Below are 18,101 nucleotides of genomic sequence, written 5' to 3' on the forward strand. Positions count from 1 at the left end.
CACCCTTAATAAGTCCGAATCTTAGGTTCAAAAGTCGGAACAGTCTTCGGCGAGAAGTTCACGGCACGCTTGGTAACGCGCTTGTCACCCGGGAAGTACAGGGTGTGGCACAGCCAGTTTTCGTCGTCGCGGTCTTCATAGTCTTCACGGGCGTGAGCGCCGCGGGACTCTTTGCGGATTTCTGCAGCGATGGCGGTAGCTTCGGCCACTTCCAGCAGGTTTTGCAGTTCCAGGGCTTCGATACGAGCAGTGTTGAACGCCTGGCTCTTGTCGTTGATCTTGACGTTGGCGATACGGCCACGCAGATCAGCCAACTGAGCAATACCCTTCTGCATGTATTCGCCAGTGCGGAATACACCGAAGTAGTTCTGCATGCAGCTTTGCAGCTCTTTACGCAGGGTCGCGACGTCTTCGCCTTCGGTACGCGAGTTCAGGCCATCGAGACGCGCCAGGGCTGCGTCGATGTCGGACTGGCGAGCGCGGGTGTAGTCAACGCCTTCTTTCAGGGTCTGCTCCAGGAACAGGCCAGCGGCACGGCCGAATACCACCAGGTCGAGCAGCGAGTTGCCGCCCAGACGGTTGGCACCGTGAACCGATACGCACGCCACTTCACCTACCGCGAACAGACCAGGAATGATCTGGTCAACGCCGTCGGCGTCCTGAGTGATTGCCTGACCATGAATGTTGGTGGCAACGCCGCCCATCATATAGTGGCAAGTTGGAACAACCGGGATCGGCGCTACGGCTGGATCGACGTGAGCGAAGGTCTTGGACAGCTCCATGATGCCTGGCAGACGGCTGTGCAGAACTTCTTCACCGAGGTGATCGAGTTTCAGCATTACGTGGTCGCCATCCGGACCGCAACCGTTACCGGCGATGATTTCTTTAACCATCGAACGGGCAACGACGTCACGACCGGCAAGGTCTTTGGCGTTCGGAGCATAACGCTCCATGAAACGCTCGCCGTGCTTGTTGATCAGGTAACCGCCTTCACCGCGGCAGCCTTCAGTAACCAGTACACCGGCGCCGGCGATGCCGGTCGGGTGGAACTGCCACATTTCGATGTCTTGTACCGGCACGCCAGCACGCAGAGCCATGCCAACGCCGTCACCGGTGTTGATCAGGGCGTTGGTGGTGGACGAGTAGATACGACCTGCACCGCCAGTCGCCAATACGGTGGCGTTAGCGCGAACGTAGGAAGTTTCGCCGGTTTCGATGCAGATCACGATCATGCCGACAAAGGCACCATCTTCGTTCTTCACCAGGTCGACGCCGTAGTATTCGTTGAGGAATACGGTGCCGGCCTTCAGGTTGGCCTGGTACAGGGTGTGCAGCAGTGCGTGACCGGTACGGTCGGCAGCGGCGCACGTACGGGCAGCCTGGCCACCTTTACCGAAGTCTTTCGACTGACCGCCGAACGGACGCTGGTAGATGCGACCCTGTTCGGTACGGGAGAACGGCAAGCCCATGTGCTCGAGCTCGAAGACCGCTTCCGGGCCTACGGAACACATGTATTCGATAGCGTCCTGGTCACCGATATAGTCGGAACCCTTGACGGTATCGTACATGTGCCAGCGCCAGTCATCGTTCGGATCAGCGGAAGCGATGGCGCAGGTGATGCCACCCTGGGCGGATACGGTGTGCGAGCGAGTCGGGAAAACCTTGGTGATAACGGCAGTCTTGTGACCACCTTGTGCCAGTTGCAGCGCAGCGCGCATGCCAGCACCGCCGCCGCCAATGATGATGGCGTCGAACGAAAGCGTATTAACTGTGTTAGCCATGAATCAGATACCCCAAAGAATCTGCACGCCCCAGACGAAGTACGCGAACATCGCAACGCCGCATACTGCCTGGAAAAGGAAACGTACTGCAGTCGCGGACTTGCCCAGCGCCATTGGCGTCAGGTAGTCGGTCGCGATGGTCCACATGCCGACCCAGGCGTGAGCGCCCAGGGCAACGAGGGCCAGGAGACTGAAAATACGCATCCAGTTGTGTACGAACAGTTCATGCCATTGGGCGTAGCCAAGGCCTGGGTGCGCAACGACGTATCCGATCAGGAAGATGAAATATGCCGCGAGAACGACCGCAGACACACGTTGTGCCATCCAGTCATAGAGGCCCGAACGCGATAGGTTCGTAACGCTGGTTACCATATCCAAACTCCCGCCAGAACGATCATCACCACGGAAACGGCGATGACGATTTTCGAGCCCAGCGTGCCGCCTTCCAGCGTCTCACCGATGCCCATGTCCATGATCAGATGGCGTACACCGGCCACCATGTGATACAGCAAGGCGGACAGCAGGCCCCATGCTACGAACTTGGCCAGCGGACTGGTCAAGCATGCCTTCACCTCGGCAAAACCTTCCTCGGAACCCAGGGATTTGCTCAATGCGTACAGCATGATGCCAAGGCCCAGGAAGAGGATGATGCCGGAAACACGGTGAAGAAACGACGTAACGCCGGTGATGGGGAGTTTGATGGTCCTTAGGTCTAGGTTTACAGGTCGTTGGCTATTCACGGCTTTTTTTCACACTGAAGAGCCCCTAACAATCAGGGCAAAGTTGTTGGGGAGTGCACTGGTCAGGTAACCACCACCCAGGGATGCGACCCCCAATAAAGCAGGCCCAAAAGCCCCTGGCGGTCGGTGGCCGAGTATAGACAGTTAGGCTACTAATGACAACGCAAACACCTTCCCCTAATAGCTCATTGCGCAAGCGGGATAAAAGGCGTAAATGGCAGGCAATTTCGAGGAAAAAGTCCGGTTAAAGCCTTCTGGAGCAAGACTTTAGGCAAATTGACATTCGAATTTATCTCACTATAGTGGTGCGGGCCCTGCGTGGGGGGTCTGTCTGATGATTTCAAGCATAAATAGGAGGCCACATGGCTGACAAAAAAGCGCAGTTGATCATCGAGGGCGCAGCCCCCGTCGAGCTGCCCATTTTAACCGGCACCGTTGGTCCCGATGTAATCGACGTTCGGGGCCTGACGGCCACGGGCCGTTTCACTTTTGACCCGGGTTTCATGTCGACCGCCTCTTGCGAGTCGAAGATTACCTATATCGACGGCGACAACGGCATTTTGTTGCACCGCGGCTACCCGATCGAGCAACTCGCCGAGAAGTCGGACTATCTGGAAACCTGCTACCTGCTGCTCAACGGCGAATTGCCGACCGCAGAGCAGAAGGCCCAGTTCGTCAGCACCGTCAAGAACCACACCATGGTTCATGAGCAACTGAAGACCTTCTTCAACGGCTTCCGTCGCGACGCCCACCCAATGGCCGTCATGTGCGGTGTAGTCGGCGCCCTTTCGGCCTTCTACCACGACTCCCTGGACATCAATAACCCGCAGCATCGCGAAATCTCCGCGATCCGTCTGGTTGCCAAGATGCCGACCCTGGCAGCGATGGTTTACAAGTACTCCATGGGCCAACCCATGATGTACCCGCGCAACGACCTGTCGTACGCGGAAAACTTCCTGCACATGATGTTCAACACCCCGTGCGAGATCAAACCGATCAGCCCGGTACTCGCCAAGGCCATGGACCGGATCTTCATCCTCCATGCCGACCACGAGCAGAACGCATCGACCTCCACTGTACGCCTGGCAGGCTCGTCGGGTGCCAACCCGTTCGCCTGCATCGCTGCCGGTATCGCTGCACTCTGGGGCCCGGCTCACGGCGGCGCCAACGAAGCAGTGCTGACCATGCTCGACGAAATTGGCGATGTCTCGAACATCGACAAGTTCATCGCCAAGGCCAAGGACAAGAACGATCCGTTCAAACTGATGGGCTTCGGTCACCGGGTTTACAAAAACCGCGACCCACGCGCTACCGTCATGAAAAAGACCTGCGACGAAGTTCTCAAGGAACTGGGCATCAAGAACGATCCGCAACTCGAACTGGCTATGCGCCTGGAAGAGATCGCCCTGACCGACCCGTACTTCATCGAGCGCTCGCTGTACCCGAACGTCGACTTCTACTCGGGGATCATCCTCAAGGCGATCGGCATTCCAACCAGCATGTTCACCGTGATCTTCGCCCTGGCGCGGACCGTCGGCTGGATCTCCCACTGGAAAGAAATGCTCTCCAGCCCGTACAAGATTGGCCGCCCGCGCCAGCTGTACACCGGCTACGAGTCGCGCGACATCACCAAACTGGAAGACCGCAAATAAGACCTGTCTTGCGATAACGTCTTGGCTGCACCGGAAACGGCTTCTGCCTCTTAACCAAGAGCAGAGGCCGTTTTTGTTTGTACCACCCTCCCCCCACCTGTAGCAGCTGTCGAGCCTGCGAGGCTGCGTTCGGCTGCACAGCAGTCGCAAATCAGACGCGTCGTTCCCTCAGGTACATCGTGCATGCAGGGTTTACGGCCGCTGCGCAGCCGAACGCAGCCTCGCAGGCTCGGCAGCTGCTACAAAGAGCGTATTCCCCCAAACAAAAATGCCCCGATCTCTCGATCGGGGCATTTCTATTTAACGCAGCTTATATATAGAAGCTCATACATGTCTGTACGTTAGTGCGACACCGCCCCACTCGCCCCCAACCCGGTCTGCGAGCGAACGAACTGCGGGAAGAACAGCGCCCGCTCATTGTCAGCCGCAGCGGACTTGTCAGTGATGGAGAAGAACCAGATCCCGACAAAGGCAATGGCCATCGAGAACAGCGCCGGGTACTCATACGGGAAGATCGCCTTCTCGTGCCCCATGATCTGTACCCAAATGGTTGGACCCAGCACCATCAGGCCCACCGCACTGACCAACCCCATCCAGCCACCGACCATCGCACCGCGAGTGGTCAGCTTCTTCCAGTACATGGAAAGCAGCAGCACCGGGAAGTTGCAGCTGGCAGCGATAGAGAACGCCAGACCTACCATGAACGCAATGTTCTGGCTTTCGAACAGAATGCCCAGAACAATCGCCAATACGCCCAAGGCGATGGTGGTGATCTTCGAAACACGGATCTCATCTTTCTCGTTGGCCTTGCCCTTCTTGATCACGCTGGCGTACAGGTCGTGAGACACCGCCGTGGCCCCGGCCAGGGTCAGACCGGCAACCACCGCCAGAATGGTGGCGAAGGCCACCGCCGAGATGAAGCCGAGGAAGATACTGCCGCCCACCGCATTGGCCAGATGCACCGCTGCCATGTTGTTGCCACCCAACAGCGCCCCCGTAGCGTCCTTGAAGGCCGGGTTGGTGCTGACCAGCAGGATCGCGCCAAAGCCAATGATGAACGTCAGGATGTAGAAGTAGCCGATGAAGCCGGTGGCATACAGCACGCTTTTACGAGCTTCTTTAGCATCACTCACGGTGAAGAAACGCATCAGGATATGCGGCAGGCCCGCGGTACCGAACATCAACGCCAGGCCAAGGGAGAATGCCGAGATCGGGTCTTTCACCAGACCGCCCGGGCTCATGATCGCTTCACCTTTAGGGTGAACCTTGATCGCCTCGGAGAACAGCGTGTTGAAGTCGAAGTTGACGTGCTTCATCACCATCAGCGCCATGAACGACGCACCGGACAACAACAGCACAGCCTTGATGATCTGCACCCAGGTGGTCGCCAGCATGCCGCCGAACAACACATAGAGGCACATCAGGATCCCCACCAGAATCACCGCCACATGGTAATCGAGCCCGAACAGCAGTTGGATCAGCTTGCCGGCACCGACCATTTGCGCGATCAGGTAGAACGCCACCACCACCAGCGAACCGCAGGCCGAAAGGGTGCGAATCTGGGTTTGCCCAAGGCGGTAGGACGCCACGTCGGCAAACGTGTACTTGCCCAGGTTACGCAGGCGCTCGGCGATCAGGAACAGAATGATCGGCCAGCCCACCAGGAAGCCGATCGAATAAATCAGACCATCGTAGCCAGACGCGAACACCAGCGCGGAAATCCCCAGGAAGGACGCCGCCGACATATAGTCACCGGCAATCGCCAGACCGTTCTGCAAACCGGTGATCCGGCCGCCCGCCGCATAGTAGTCGGCTGCCGACTTGTTGCGCTTGGAGGCCCAGTAAGTGATGCACAGCGTTGCGCCGACGAACACCACGAACATCAGGATCGCCGAAACATTGAGCGGTTGTTTGTGCACTTCGCCGGTGAGCGCCTCGGCAGCCCAAACTGCCGGTGCGAAGGCTGTAATGCCTAAAGCTGCCAATAGACGCCGGATCATTGCTGAGCCTCCTTGAGAATCGCATTGTTCAGGTCGTCGAACTCGCCATTGGCGCGTCGTACGTAGATGGCTGTCAGGACGAAGGCCGAAACAATCAGCCCTACCCCAATCGGGATGCCCCAGGTAATCGATGACCCGGGGCTGATCTTCGCCCCCAGCACATGCGGCCCATAAGCAATCAGAAGAATGAATCCGGAATACAGCCCAAGCATGATCGCCGAAAGAATCCAGGCGAACCTTTCCCTTTTACGAACCAGCTCCTTGAAGCGCGGGCTGTTTTGAATCGAGAGGTAAATGCTGTCGTTCATTGTTTTTATCCTCGCAGCACAGATTATTGTTGGAACGTATCCACTCTATGCGGCTGCGGAACAGGTTCCAGACGACCTTAGTATTAGAACGACCTGACCATTTCGCCAATTTTTAGCCGATAAAAAACAACGGTAATACACCGTTAACCTGCCTGAAATACAAAGGGCCGCTTGGCATAAATGCCAAGCGGCCCTGGAAAGTACTGACTAGACGCGTTAGATCAAATTACTTGGTCCACTCGGCGACGCGTTCCGGGTGTTTGGTCACCCAGTCCTTGGCCGCCACTTCAGGTTTGGCACCGTCCTGAATGGCCAACATGACTTCGCCGATTTCGTCTTTTGACGCCCACTGGAAGTTCTTCAGGAACTTCGCGACTTCCGGCGCTTTGGTTGCCAGTTCTTTGCTACCGATGCTGTTCACGGTTTCAGCCGCGCCATAAACGCCTTTTGGGTCGTCCAGGAAGCGCAGTTTCCACTTGGCGAACATCCAGTGTGGCACCCAACCGGTGACAGCGATGGATTCGTTTTTCTTCTCGGCACGGGTCAGCTCGGCAATCATGCCGGCACCGGAACTGGCCTTGAGGGTGTAGTTGCTCAGACCGTAGTCCTTGATCGCCTGATCGGTCTTGAGCATCACACCTGAACCGGCGTCGATGCCGACGATCCGGCCTTTGAAGCTTTCGTCGGTTTTAAGATCGTCGATGGTCTTGGCCTTGACGTACTCCGGTACGATCAGACCGATTTTCGCGTCCTTGAAGTTCGGGCCGTAATCGACGACCAGATCCTTGTTCTTCGCCCAGTATTCGCCATGAGTCACTGGCAGCCAGGCTGACAGCATCGCATCGAGCTTGCCGGTAGCCACACCCTGCCACATGATCCCGGTGGCCACGGCTTGCAGCTTCACGTCATAACCGAGTTTTTGCTTGATCACTTCAGCCGCCACGTTGGTCGTGGCAACGCTGTCCGACCAACCGTCAACATAACCGATAGTCACTGCCTTGCCTTCGGCGCTGGCCACAGTAGAACTGATCGCCAGTACCAAAGCCGCACCTGCGCCCAAGAGTCGTCGCATCTTCATCGTTACTTCCCCGAAAGTGCTGCGCCCGACGGATGCCGAGCAGCGTCAACGTATTGTTATGGTGCACAGCGCCCCCATCACGCCTCACTGCAAACTCGTTCGAACATCAGCGGAGTACTGATGCCTCGATAATCAACCTCGCGCCCAAGGCGACCTGCTCTGTCTGCGACCTCAACACAACGAGAAACGACATCAGAACGCCAGTAACCGCGACCTGTAAAAATACCCCGGCAATACCCGCCCGAACTTTGCATGTCAAAATCATGCAGGTCACCAAGCTCGGGACAAATGCAGGTAAGATGCGCGGCTTTGTTCCCAGACGGCCTGACCATGCCCGCCACCTCGCGTTTCCCTTTCGTCGCTTATCTATTTGCCTGCCTGCTTGGCCTGTTTGCCCTTGGTGGTTACTGGTACGGGCTCGGCCAACCGGTGGTGCTGCCAGATGTGGCCAGCGCTACGCACAAGTTGCAATGCGCCTCGTACACACCGTTCGATAAAGACCAATCGCCGTTCGATCAACCGTTCAAATTGCGCCCCGAGCGCATGGACGCCGACCTCGCGTTGCTGGCAACCCGCTTCGAGTGCATTCGCACCTATTCGATGACCGGCCTCGAAGCACTGCCGGATCTGGCGCGCAAACATGGCTTGAAACTGATGATCGGCGCCTGGGTGAACAGCAATCCGGTGGACACCGCCAAGGAAGTCGATCTGCTGATCGCCGAGGCCAACGCCAACCCGGACGTGATCAGTGCGGTGATCGTCGGCAACGAAACCCTGCTGCGCAAGGAAGTCACCGGCGCGCAATTGGCCAAGCTGATCAACCACGTCAAGAGTCACGTCAAACAGCCGGTGACCTACGCCGACGTCTGGGAGTTCTGGCTCAAGCATCCCGAGGTCGCCCCGGCGGTGGACTTCCTGACCATCCATTTGCTGCCGTACTGGGAAGATGATCCCTCCAACATCGACGCCGCCCTCCAGCACGTCGCCGAGGTTCGGCAGATCTTCGGCAGTCGCTTCGCGCCCAAGGACGTGCTGATTGGCGAAACCGGCTGGCCGAGCGAAGGTCGCCAACGAGAAACTGCAGTACCGAGCCGGGTCAATGAAGCCAAGTTCATTCGTGGTTTTGTGGCAATGGCCGAGCAGCAAGGCTGGCATTACAACCTGATCGAAGCCTTTGACCAGCCGTGGAAACGCGCCAGTGAAGGTGCGGTCGGCGGTTACTGGGGGCTGTTCGATGCAAACCGTCAGGACAAGGGCGTGCTGGCAGGCCCCGTTACCAACCTGCCGTTCTGGCCGCAATGGCTGGCCGTCGGCGGCCTGATTTTCCTCGGTACGCTGATGCTTGGCGGCCGTGTACGCAGTACTCGCGCGGCGTTGGTATTGCCACTGCTCGGCGCGGTCGCTGCGTGCTCCATTGGCACTTGGGGTGAACTGGCTCGCGTCACCAGCCGTTTTGCCGATGAGTGGATCTCGGCCGCGTTACTGACGGGTCTGAACTTTTTGGTGCTGGCCCACGCGGCGTTGTTCCTCAGTGCCAGAACCGGTTGGCGTGAACGCGCCTTCAATGCGCTGGAACGTCGCGCTGGCTGGCTGCTCGCTGCTGCGGGGTTCGCTTGTGCAGTGATGATGCTGGCGCTGGTGTTCGAACCGCGCTATCGCAGCTTCCCGAGCGCCGCCCTGCTGCTGCCGGCGCTGGTCTATCTGATTCGCCCGGTCAGCGCACCGCGTCGGGAAATCGCCCTGCTGGCCTTCATCATCGGCGCCAGCATCGCCCCGCAGCTGTACCGCGAAGGCCTGTTCAACCAGCAAGCCTGGGGCTGGGCGCTGGTTTGCCTGCTGATGGTCGCCGCGCTGTGGCGCAGCTTGCGGGTGCGCAACGCTTAATTTGTATAGAGCACCTGCCGGTGCTATCGCGAGCAAGCTCGCTCCCACACTTGATCTCTGTCGTTCACATAATTTGTGTACGCAGATGATCCAATGTGGGAGCGAGCTTGCTCGCGATGACGGTCTATCAGGTAGCTCGCGAAGCCCGGACCAACCGCAACCCCGCGATCACCACGGCAAATACCGCAATGCCGGTGTTGTACAACGCCAAAGCCGGAAATCCGAACACCAGCGCCAGCACCGCCAGCCACCAGCCGGCACGTCCCGGCACGACAAAGCCCAACAACGCTGCCGCCAATGCAGCCCAGCCCATCACCTTGAAGTGAATCATCAAGCCCAGGGTTGAACGTGCCTGGCATTCCCAACGGCTCGCCTCATCAACGCAAAGACCGACCCACTGCGCATCCTCCATCAGGACATAACGCAGGCCATAACTGGCGGCCAGCCACAGCGGCAAGGCGATAAGCAAAATAATCACGGGCAGACGGCGAGACATGAAGCACTCCGATAAACGAAAACGGCGCCCAGCTTAATCGCCCGCCAGCGGTAAGCAAGCGAGACCATTAGAAATCTGTTCAGACAATCGCTGCAAAGTGTATCGTTCAGCCGCTATTGATCCGAATTCAGCCTCTTTGGTGCCGCCCCATGGCACTTTGGCGCATTCCCGGTGGTCATAGCCTGCGAACCTCATCAGGCACCTTCCTCTAAGGGATTTAGTCATGCTCCGTTCCTTGCGCTTTGCTGCCTTGTTTGGCGGCCTTATCTTGAGTGCGTCCGCGCTGGCGGCAGACATCGACGCCGTCAGCTATGGCTACCCCTTGACCAACCCGTTCGAGGCGACCATCGCCACGACCCCGCCGGAGTTGCGTCCCGAGTTACCGTCCAATGACCAGATCCACCAGTCGGATTACACCCTGACGCTGCGCCCGGAGCGCGAGTTCAACCTGCCGGACAATTTCTGGGCAGTGAAAAAGCTCACCTATCGCATGGCCACACAGGATCACGCCGCACCGCTGATTTTCCTGATTGCCGGCACTGGCGCACGCTTCGACAGCAGCATTAACGAATACCTGAAAAAGCTCTACTACAAGGCCGGTTATCACGTCGTTCAACTGTCCTCACCGACCAGTTTCGACTTCATGAGCGCCGCCTCGCGCTTCGCCACACCCGGCGTGTCCAAGGAAGACGCCGAGGACATGTACCGCGTGATGCAAGCGGTTCGTGCGCAAAACCCGAAGCTGCCGATCACCGACTACTACCTCACCGGCTACAGCCTGGGCGGGCTGGATGCGGCGTTTGTCAGCAAACTGGATGAAACCCGACGCAGCTTCAACTTCAAGAAAGTCTTGCTGCTCAACCCGCCGGTCAACCTCTACACCTCCGTCACCAACCTCGACAAGCTGGTACAAACCGAGGTCAAGGGCATCAACAACAGCACCACTTTCTATGAACTGGTGCTCAACAAGCTGACGCGCTACTTCCAGCAGAAAGGCTACATCGACCTCAACGACGCACTGGTCTATGACTTTCAGCAATCGAAACAGCACCTGACCAACGAACAGATGGCCATGCTGATCGGCACCTCGTTTCGCTTCTCGGCGGCCGACATTGCCTTTACCTCGGACCTGATCAACCGTCGCGGCCTGATTACCCCGCCCAAGTTCCCGATCACCGAAGGCACCAGCCTCACGCCATTTCTCAAACGTGCGCTGCAATGTGATTTCGACTGCTACCTCACCGAGCAGGTGATCCCGATGTGGCGCGCCCGCACCGACGGCGGCAGCATCTTGCAGTTGATCGACCAGGTCAGTCTCTACGCGCTCAAGGACTACCTGCACGACAGCCCGAAAATCGCCGTGATGCACAATGCCGACGACGTGATCCTCGGCCCGGGCGACCTCGGCTTCCTGCGTAAAACCTTCGGCGACCGCCTGACCGTTTACCCTCACGGCGGCCATTGCGGCAACCTCAACTACCGCGTCAACGCCGACGCCATGCTGGAGTTCTTCCGTGGCTAAACATTTTCTGCTTCTCGCCGCGTTGCTCTGCGCAGGTTATGCCAATGCCGACAACAGCAAGGCCAACAGCACGACCGTAGTCGATCAGGACGGCTTCACCGAGCCCATGACCAAACTCAAGTTCAACCCGGGACTGGACCAGCGCGAGTTCGAACGCTCGACCCTGAGTGCGCTGAGCGTCTATGACCCATTGGAGTCGTGGAACCGTCGGGTCTACCACTTCAACTATCGCTTCGATCAGTGGGTGTTCCTGCCGGTGGTCGACGGTTATCGCTACATCACCCCAAGCTTCCTGCGCACCGGCGTCAGCAACTTCTTCAACAACCTGGGCGACGTGCCCAACCTGGTCAACAGCTTGCTGCAGTTCAAGGGCCAGCGCTCGATGCAAACCACCGGGCGCTTGCTGCTCAACACCACCATCGGCATCGGCGGCCTGTGGGACCCGGCCACCGCCATGGGCCTGCCGCGCCAGGTCGAAGACTTCGGCCAGACACTGGGCTTCTACGGGGTTCCGGGTGGCGCCTACCTCATGCTGCCAATCCTCGGCCCATCAAACCTGCGCGATACCGCCGGTCTTGCGGTCGACTATACGGCGGAGTCGGCGATCAACTACCTGAACGTGTCGAAAGTCAGCGCAAACCACCCGGAAATCTGGGTCCTGCGCGGCATCGACAAGCGCTACCAGACCAACTTCCGCTACGGCCAGCTGAACTCGCCGTTCGAATACGAGAAAGTGCGTTACGTGTACACCGAAGCACGCAAGTTGCAGATCGCCGAGTAAGGCATTCAGCGGCTAACAAAAAAGGCCATTCGATCCGCTCGAATGGCCTTTTTCATAGGTATCTCAAACACCACAAATCCACTGTGGGAGCGAGCTTGCTCGCGATAGCGGTCTGACAGTCAACATCAATGCTGAATGTACTGGCCTCATCGCGAGCAAGCTCGCTCCCACACTCGATATTTGTTGCCTGTGGGAAGTGTCCAGGCTTCAGCCTTTGACTGCTTTCCAGACCTTGCTGACGACCATGACGCCCGCCAATACCATCGCGCCGGCAATAATCCCCGCCACAGCGTTGAGCAACGTCGGCACGATAAACCCGGCACCACCGGCACCTGCGCTCACGCCTTCAATCCAGTGATGCACCACCGGCACGCCGTGGGTCAGGATCCCGCCGCCCACCAGGAACATCGCCGCCGTACCAATCACCGAGAGGCTTTTCATCATGTACGGCGCCGCGCGCAGAATGGCGCCGCCGACGCTTTTGGCCATTTGCCCGGGCTTGCGGGTCAGCCACAGGCCAAGGTCGTCGAGCTTGACGATGCCTGCCACCAGGCCATAAACGCCGACGGTCATGACGATAGCGATGCCTGAAACCACAATCACTTGCTGCATCAGCGTTGCACCGGCCACGGTGCCGAGGGTGATGGCGATGATTTCAGCCGAAAGGATGAAGTCGGTGCGCACCGCGCCTTTGATCTTGTCCTGCTCGTACGCCACCAGATCAGTCGCCGGATCAGCTACAGCTTCGACCAATTGCGCGTGTTCCGACTGATCTTCAGCCTTGCTGTGAAGGAATGTGTGCGCGAGCTTTTCGAAGCCTTCGAAACACAAATACGCGCCACCGACCATCAACAACGGCGTCACCATCCAGGGGATCAATGCACTGATGGCCAACGCCGACGGCACCAGGATCAGCTTGTTGCGAAACGAGCCCTTGGCCACGGCCCAGACCACCGGGATTTCCCGCTCGGCGCGCACACCGGATACCTGCTGGGCGTTGAGCGCCAGATCGTCGCCAAGCACGCCGGCGGTCTTCTTCGCGGCCATCTTGGTCATCAGCGCGACATCGTCGAGTACCGCAGCGATATCGTCGATCAACACCAGCAAACTGCTTCCAGCCATGGGTCAAGCTTCCCTACACAAATAAAAAGTGCGCGGAGCATAACGCGCTCGGTGCGCGGGAAGCGAGACACCTCAATGATCGGTTTGAGCAGCCGATTGCACGTGCCAGCCTCCGCCCAGGCTCTGGAACAACGCGACGCTACCCTGGCTCAGTAAACCCTGGGTATCGCGCAGGCTCTGCTCGGCTTGCAGCAGGACCAACTGCTGAGTCAACACGGTTTGCTGACTGACGGTGCCCGCGCGTTTTTGCGCCTCCTGGCTGCCAAACAATTGCCGGTTGCGCTGGTAGATCTGCTCGAAGGCCTGAGCCTGGGTGTGCAGGTGATTGATCGCCGAGAGGTTGTCTTCAACGTTTTGCAATGCGCCGAGCACCGTGCCGCGATAGTTCGCGACATCCTGATCGTAACTGGCCCGGGCCTGCTGCACCGCGGCTTTCCGGGCACCGCCCTCGAAAATGGTTTCGGCCAGCGCCGGGCCGAGGGTCCAGACCCGGTTCGGTACGCTGAACAGGCCACCCAGTGCCGTACCGCGATAGCCGACCTGACCGGTCAGATCCAAAGTGGGGAAAAACGCCGCCTCGGCCACGCCGATCTTCGCATTCGCCGCCGCTGCCGCACGCTCGGCGGACACCACATCGGGACGGCGCTGCAACAGACTCGACGGCAAGCTCAGCGGCGGCATGGGCAGCACGAAGCGATAGTTCGCGGTGGGCGGCAGATTGAATTGCGCCGGCGCCACCCCCACCAATACCGCCAGCGCATGCTCGAACTGCTCACGCGAGCGCTGTGCAGTTTGCAAGGCAGCGACCACGCTGGTCAGTTGATCCTGGGCGACCAGCAATTGATCGTTGGTCGCGGTGCCTTGCACAGTCTGAACCTGAATCATCGTCAGTAACTGCTGATTGATCGCCTGCTGCTGTTGCAACAAGCCGACGTCAATGTCCAGCTGACGCAAGCCCAGGTAGTTACTGGCGACACTGGCGCTGATGGACAGCCGCACGCCCGCCAGCAGCGCATCGGACGCCTGGGCCGACGCCTGACTCGACTCGATCCCGCGCCGCACCAGGCCCCACAGATCCGGCTCCCAGCTGGCGCTCAAGGTGGCGCTGACCGTTTGCACGACACCGCCAGAGCTGCTGCCAGATGAGGTACTCGTACCCGTGCTGCTACTGCTATTTGCGCCAACACCCCGCGATCCGGACAATCCGACGCCCACCGTCGGCCACAACCCGGCCCGGCTCGACGCCACCTGGGCCTGCGCCAGACGATAGGCCGCTTCCGCGGCAATGATCGATTGGTTGGCCCTGGCTGAACGCGCAATCAGATCATTGAGAATCGGGTCCTGGTATGAAAACCACCACTGACTGTCCAGCGCCCCCTGCGGATTGGCCTGCGCACGCTGCCATTGCGCACTTTCCTTGAAGCTCATTGGCAATTCGATGGCCGGCTTTTGATAGTCAGGGCCGACCATGCAGCCACCCAGCACAACACAAAGCACGACGCCCTGTAGCAGCTGGCGAAGCCTGCGTTCGGGGACGAAGTCGCCGTCAGCCTTTTGGCGACCGCTACGCGATCGAACGCAGGCTTCGCCAGCTGCTACGAAGGATTTGTGTTCACTGCTCATTCACGTCTCCCCAGGCGCCTTGACGCCCGATCGAGCCAGAGATAGATCACCGGGGTGGTGTAAAGCGTCAGCATCTGGCTGAACACCAGCCCGCCAATAATCGAAATGCCCAGCGGCCGACGCAGCTCCGAGCCATAGCCGCTGCCGAGCACCAACGGCAATGCGCCGAGAATCGCGGCCAGCGTCGTCATCATGATCGGCCGGAAGCGAATCAGGCACGCCCGGCGAATCGCGTCCTTGGCATTGAGCCCCTGCTCCCGGCGCTCGCTGATCGCAAAGTCGATCATCATGATCGCGTTCTTCTTGACGAGACCGATCAATAAAATCACCCCCACCAGTGCAATGATCGACAGCTCAGTGCCGGTCAACAACAAGGCAATGAGCGCGCCCACGCCGGCTGACGGCAAGGTCGAGAGGATGGTCAGCGGGTGTGTCAGGTTTTCGTAGAGGATGCCCAGCACGATATACACCGACAACAGTGCTGCGCAGATCAGCAACGGCTCGCTGGCCACCGACGACTGGAACACCTGAGCCGTACCGGCGAATTGCCCGACCACGCTGGCGGGCATTCGCAGCTGTGCCACGGCATTGTCCACCAATGCCGTGGCCTGGCCGATGGACACACCGGACGACAGGTTGAACGACGCCGTTACCGCCGGAAAAGTGCCTTGGTGACTAATGGAAATGGCCGTGCGATCCACCGAATAATCGGCGAGCGCCGACAACGGCACCAGCTGCGGATTGGCGCTGACGCTCAGGTTCGGCGCGACATTCCGGCCCTTGCTGACCGCGACCGTGCCTACCGGTACATAGATCGAGGTGAGTGTTGCCGGGTCGGTCCAATAGGGCGGCGCTACTTCCATCACCACGTGGTACTGGTTGGCGGCGCGGTAAATGGTCGAGACCTGGCGCTGGCCGAAGGCGTCGTAAAGCGTCTGGTCGACCGCCGAAATGCTGACCCCGAGCCGAGCCGCCGCATCGCGATTGATCTTCACGTTGGCCAGCAGGCTGTTGTCCTGCTGATCGGTGTTGAGGTCAGTCAGTTGCGGCAACGCATGCAACACCGCCAGTACCTTGGGCACCCATTCATCCAGTGCGCTCTGGTCATCGGCGGTCATCGTGTACTGGTACTGCGCGCCACTCTGGCGACCACCGACGGTGATGTCCTGGGACGACTGCAAATACAGGCGCGTGCCCGGCATCTCGCCGAGGGTGTGGCGGACTTGCGCGATCACCTGATCGGCGCTGTCCCGGCGCTCGGCCAGCGGTTTGAGGGCAATGAACAACTGCGCCGTGTTGATCGCCCCGCCTCCGCCCCCACCACCGCCGACAAAACCGCCAACCGTCAGCACGTTCGGGTTACCCAGTACCTTCTGGTTGATCTCCCTGAAACTGCGTTGCATCGCCGCATAGGAAACGCTTTGTGGCGCCACAATGCTGCCGGACAAACGCCCGGTGTCTTCCTGTGGAAAAAAGCCCTTGGGCACCAGCACATACAACACGCCGGCGAACACGATCACCAACAACGTGAGCAGGCCCATCAGCATCGAGTGATCGATGACCCAGCCGAGGGTTCGGTCGTAAAACCGGTGAAATCGCGAATCGGGTTGATCGCTACCCTTCGCCACCTGCTCCTGAGTGCGCAGCAATACGCTGGACAGCATCGGCGTGACTGTCAGCGAGATCAGCATGGAAATCATGATCGCCACCGACAAGGTGATCGAAAACTCGCGAAACAGCCGCCCGACAATCCCGCCCATCAGCAGTAACGGAATGAACACCGCCACCAGCGACATGCTGATGGTCAGTACGGTGAAACCAACCTCCTGCGCGCCCACCAGCGCTGCGTGCAGACGACTCTCACCTTTCTCCAGGTGACGCATGATGTTCTCGACCACCACGATCGCATCGTCCACCACAAACCCGGTGGATATAGTCAACGCCATCAGCGACAGGTTGTTCAGGCTGTACCCAAGGAAATACATCGCCCCAAAGGTGCCCAGCAGCGACAACGGCACCGCAATGGCCGGCACCAGGGTGCTGCGCCAATCGCGAAAGAACCCGAACGTCACCAGTGTCACCAGCACAATCGAGGCGATCAGCGACAACTCGACATCGTGCAACGACGCACGAATGGTGGTGGTGCGGTCCATCAGGATATTGAGTCTGATGCTTGCCGGAATCGAACTTTGCAGGAACGGCAGTTCGGCTTTCACCGCATCCACGGCGCTGATGACGTTCGCCCCTGGCTGTTTGAACACCACCAGCAGCACCGCCGATTTGCCGTTGGACAGGCCGAAGTTGCGCAAATCCTCGACGTCTTCGCGTACGTAACCAAGGTCGGAAATGCGCACCACATCGCCGTTGTGCTGCTTGACCACCAGCGGCGCGTAATCGTCCATCCTGTAGAGCATGTCGTTAGCCGCAATGCCCTGGGATTGGGTCCCGACGGCCACCGAGCCCTTGGGCAGATTGGCGTTGGACGATGTGAGAACCGCCCGCACCTGTTCGAGGCTGACGCCGTAGTGGTTGAGGCGATCCGGGTTCAGCTCGATGCGCACCGCCGGCAAGGCGCCGCCACCGACCGTCACATCACCGACGCCGCTGGTTTGCAGCAAACGCTGTGCAAGCAGGGTCGAGGCGACATCGTACATTTGCCCCGGCGTGGCGCTGTCCGAGGTCAGGCTGATGACCAGGATCGGCGAGTCGGCGGGGTTGACCTTGCGGTAGGTCGGGTTTCCCGACAGGTCACTCGGCAGGTTGGTTCGTGCCGCGTTGATCGCCGCCTGCACGTCTCGCGCGGCACCGTTGATGTCGCGGTTCAAATCGAATTGCAGGTTAATCCGGGTCGCGCCCAGGGTGCTGGACGAGGTCATCTGGGTGACGCCGGCGATCTGTCCGAACTGGCGCTCCAGCGGCGTTGCCACCGAACTGGCGACGGTGCTCGGGTCCGCTCCGGGCAGCGACGCACGGACGCTGATGGTCGGAAAATCCACCTCCGGCAAGGGCGCCACCGGCAGCAACAGGAATGCCAGGATACCGGCCAGCGCCAGCCCCGCCGCCAGCAAGGTGGTGGCAATTGGGCGCTGGATGAACGGCGCGCTGAGGTTCATC

The 18,101-nt window shown here is 59.3% G+C and carries 14 protein-coding genes; 4 read left to right on the top strand and 10 right to left on the bottom strand.

The window, feature by feature from the left end; translation table 11 throughout:
• Positions 1-5 precede the first annotated feature (5 nt).
• From sdhA to sdhC, 3 genes are read right to left on the bottom strand one after another with little or no spacing between them, the layout of a single operon-like run.
• On the bottom strand, positions 6-1,781 hold the full coding sequence (sdhA, locus tag BK659_RS00615; protein WP_123423269.1) for a succinate dehydrogenase flavoprotein subunit: 1,776 nt from the start codon (positions 1,779-1,781) through the stop codon (positions 6-8).
• 3 nt (positions 1,782-1,784) lie between these two features.
• Entirely contained in the window at positions 1,785-2,153 is a 369-nt protein-coding gene (gene sdhD / locus BK659_RS00620) for a succinate dehydrogenase, hydrophobic membrane anchor protein (RefSeq protein ID WP_123423270.1), read from the bottom strand.
• Positions 2,147-2,521 carry a succinate dehydrogenase, cytochrome b556 subunit gene (sdhC, locus tag BK659_RS00625; RefSeq protein ID WP_123423271.1) on the bottom strand — a complete coding sequence of 125 codons (375 nt, stop codon included), beginning with the start codon at positions 2,519-2,521 and terminating at the stop codon, positions 2,147-2,149. The genes sdhD and sdhC overlap by 7 nt, the downstream gene beginning before the upstream one ends.
• Positions 2,522-2,883: 362 nt before the next feature.
• Between sdhC and gltA the strand changes: the two genes are divergently transcribed.
• Complete coding sequence (gene gltA / locus BK659_RS00630) at positions 2,884-4,173, top strand: citrate synthase (RefSeq protein WP_123423272.1); 1,290 nt, start codon at positions 2,884-2,886, stop codon at positions 4,171-4,173.
• 341 nt (positions 4,174-4,514) lie between these two features.
• On the opposite strand, the gene BK659_RS00635 is transcribed toward gltA, so the two are convergent.
• From BK659_RS00635 to BK659_RS00645, 3 genes are all read right to left on the bottom strand, one after another.
• Entirely contained in the window at positions 4,515-6,173 is a 1,659-nt protein-coding gene (locus BK659_RS00635; RefSeq protein ID WP_123423273.1) for a cation acetate symporter, read from the bottom strand.
• Positions 6,170-6,481 (bottom strand): DUF485 domain-containing protein, encoded by a 312-nt coding sequence (locus BK659_RS00640; RefSeq protein ID WP_019692327.1) that lies wholly within the window; start codon positions 6,479-6,481, stop codon positions 6,170-6,172. Before BK659_RS00640 ends, BK659_RS00635 begins: the two co-directional genes overlap by 4 nt.
• A 226-nt stretch (positions 6,482-6,707) precedes the next feature.
• Positions 6,708-7,559, bottom strand: a complete 852-nt coding sequence (locus BK659_RS00645; protein WP_123423274.1) for a glycine betaine ABC transporter substrate-binding protein — start codon at positions 7,557-7,559, stop codon at positions 6,708-6,710.
• A gap of 288 nt (positions 7,560-7,847) precedes the next feature.
• Between BK659_RS00645 and BK659_RS00655 the strand changes: the two genes are divergently transcribed.
• Positions 7,848-9,443 (top strand): glycoside hydrolase family 17 protein, encoded by a 1,596-nt coding sequence (locus BK659_RS00655; protein WP_123423275.1) that lies wholly within the window; start codon positions 7,848-7,850, stop codon positions 9,441-9,443.
• 127 nt (positions 9,444-9,570) lie between these two features.
• Here the strand turns inward: BK659_RS00655 and BK659_RS00660 are convergent, their stop codons facing one another.
• Positions 9,571-9,939 (bottom strand): hypothetical protein, encoded by a 369-nt coding sequence (locus BK659_RS00660; RefSeq protein ID WP_123423276.1) that lies wholly within the window; start codon positions 9,937-9,939, stop codon positions 9,571-9,573.
• Positions 9,940-10,162: 223 nt separating this feature from the next.
• On the opposite strand from BK659_RS00660, the gene BK659_RS00665 reads away from it, so the two are divergent.
• Together BK659_RS00665 and BK659_RS00670 are read left to right on the top strand one after the other, a co-directional pair.
• The gene (locus tag BK659_RS00665; RefSeq protein WP_123423277.1) at positions 10,163-11,461 is read left to right on the top strand and encodes a serine/threonine protein kinase; all 1,299 of its coding nucleotides are present in this window, start codon (positions 10,163-10,165) and stop codon (positions 11,459-11,461) included.
• Entirely contained in the window at positions 11,454-12,242 is a 789-nt protein-coding gene (locus tag BK659_RS00670) for an MlaA family lipoprotein (protein WP_123423278.1), read from the top strand. Before BK659_RS00665 ends, BK659_RS00670 begins: the two co-directional genes overlap by 8 nt.
• Before the next feature lie 207 nt (positions 12,243-12,449).
• Here the strand turns inward: BK659_RS00670 and BK659_RS00680 are convergent, their stop codons facing one another.
• The 3 genes from BK659_RS00680 to BK659_RS00690 all read right to left on the bottom strand — a co-directional run bounded on the left by BK659_RS00680 (position 12,450) and on the right by BK659_RS00690 (position 18,100).
• On the bottom strand, positions 12,450-13,364 hold the full coding sequence (locus BK659_RS00680; RefSeq protein ID WP_123423279.1) for a DUF808 domain-containing protein: 915 nt from the start codon (positions 13,362-13,364) through the stop codon (positions 12,450-12,452).
• A gap of 72 nt (positions 13,365-13,436) precedes the next feature.
• Positions 13,437-14,987, bottom strand: a complete 1,551-nt coding sequence (locus tag BK659_RS00685) for an efflux transporter outer membrane subunit (RefSeq protein ID WP_123423280.1) — start codon at positions 14,985-14,987, stop codon at positions 13,437-13,439.
• Positions 14,984-18,100: an efflux RND transporter permease subunit gene (locus BK659_RS00690; protein ID WP_123423414.1), complete on the bottom strand. Its 3,117-nt coding sequence runs from the start codon at positions 18,098-18,100 to the stop codon at positions 14,984-14,986. The genes BK659_RS00685 and BK659_RS00690 overlap by 4 nt, the downstream gene beginning before the upstream one ends.
• Position 18,101: the final 1 nt, after the last annotated feature.

The sequence above is a fragment of the Pseudomonas brassicacearum genome, assembly GCF_003732225.1.
Classification (GTDB): domain Bacteria; phylum Pseudomonadota; class Gammaproteobacteria; order Pseudomonadales; family Pseudomonadaceae; genus Aquipseudomonas; species Aquipseudomonas brassicacearum_E.

Coding starts and splice junctions, on each gene's coding strand:
- BK659_RS00645 (WP_123423274.1), bottom strand. CDS start 7,559: ATGAAGATGCGACGACTCTTGGGCGCAGGTGCGGCTTTGGTACTGGCG.
- BK659_RS00655 (WP_123423275.1), top strand. CDS start 7,848: ATGCAGGTAAGATGCGCGGCTTTGTTCCCAGACGGCCTGACCATGCCC.
- BK659_RS00685 (WP_123423280.1), bottom strand. CDS start 14,987: ATGAGCAGTGAACACAAATCCTTCGTAGCAGCTGGCGAAGCCTGCGTT.
- sdhD (WP_123423270.1), bottom strand. CDS start 2,153: ATGGTAACCAGCGTTACGAACCTATCGCGTTCGGGCCTCTATGACTGG.
- BK659_RS00680 (WP_123423279.1), bottom strand. CDS start 13,364: ATGGCTGGAAGCAGTTTGCTGGTGTTGATCGACGATATCGCTGCGGTA.
- BK659_RS00690 (WP_123423414.1), bottom strand. CDS start 18,100: ATGAACCTCAGCGCGCCGTTCATCCAGCGCCCAATTGCCACCACCTTG.
- BK659_RS00660 (WP_123423276.1), bottom strand. CDS start 9,939: ATGTCTCGCCGTCTGCCCGTGATTATTTTGCTTATCGCCTTGCCGCTG.
- BK659_RS00665 (WP_123423277.1), top strand. CDS start 10,163: ATGCTCCGTTCCTTGCGCTTTGCTGCCTTGTTTGGCGGCCTTATCTTG.
- BK659_RS00640 (WP_019692327.1), bottom strand. CDS start 6,481: ATGAACGACAGCATTTACCTCTCGATTCAAAACAGCCCGCGCTTCAAG.
- sdhA (WP_123423269.1), bottom strand. CDS start 1,781: ATGGCTAACACAGTTAATACGCTTTCGTTCGACGCCATCATCATTGGC.
- BK659_RS00635 (WP_123423273.1), bottom strand. CDS start 6,173: ATGATCCGGCGTCTATTGGCAGCTTTAGGCATTACAGCCTTCGCACCG.
- gltA (WP_123423272.1), top strand. CDS start 2,884: ATGGCTGACAAAAAAGCGCAGTTGATCATCGAGGGCGCAGCCCCCGTC.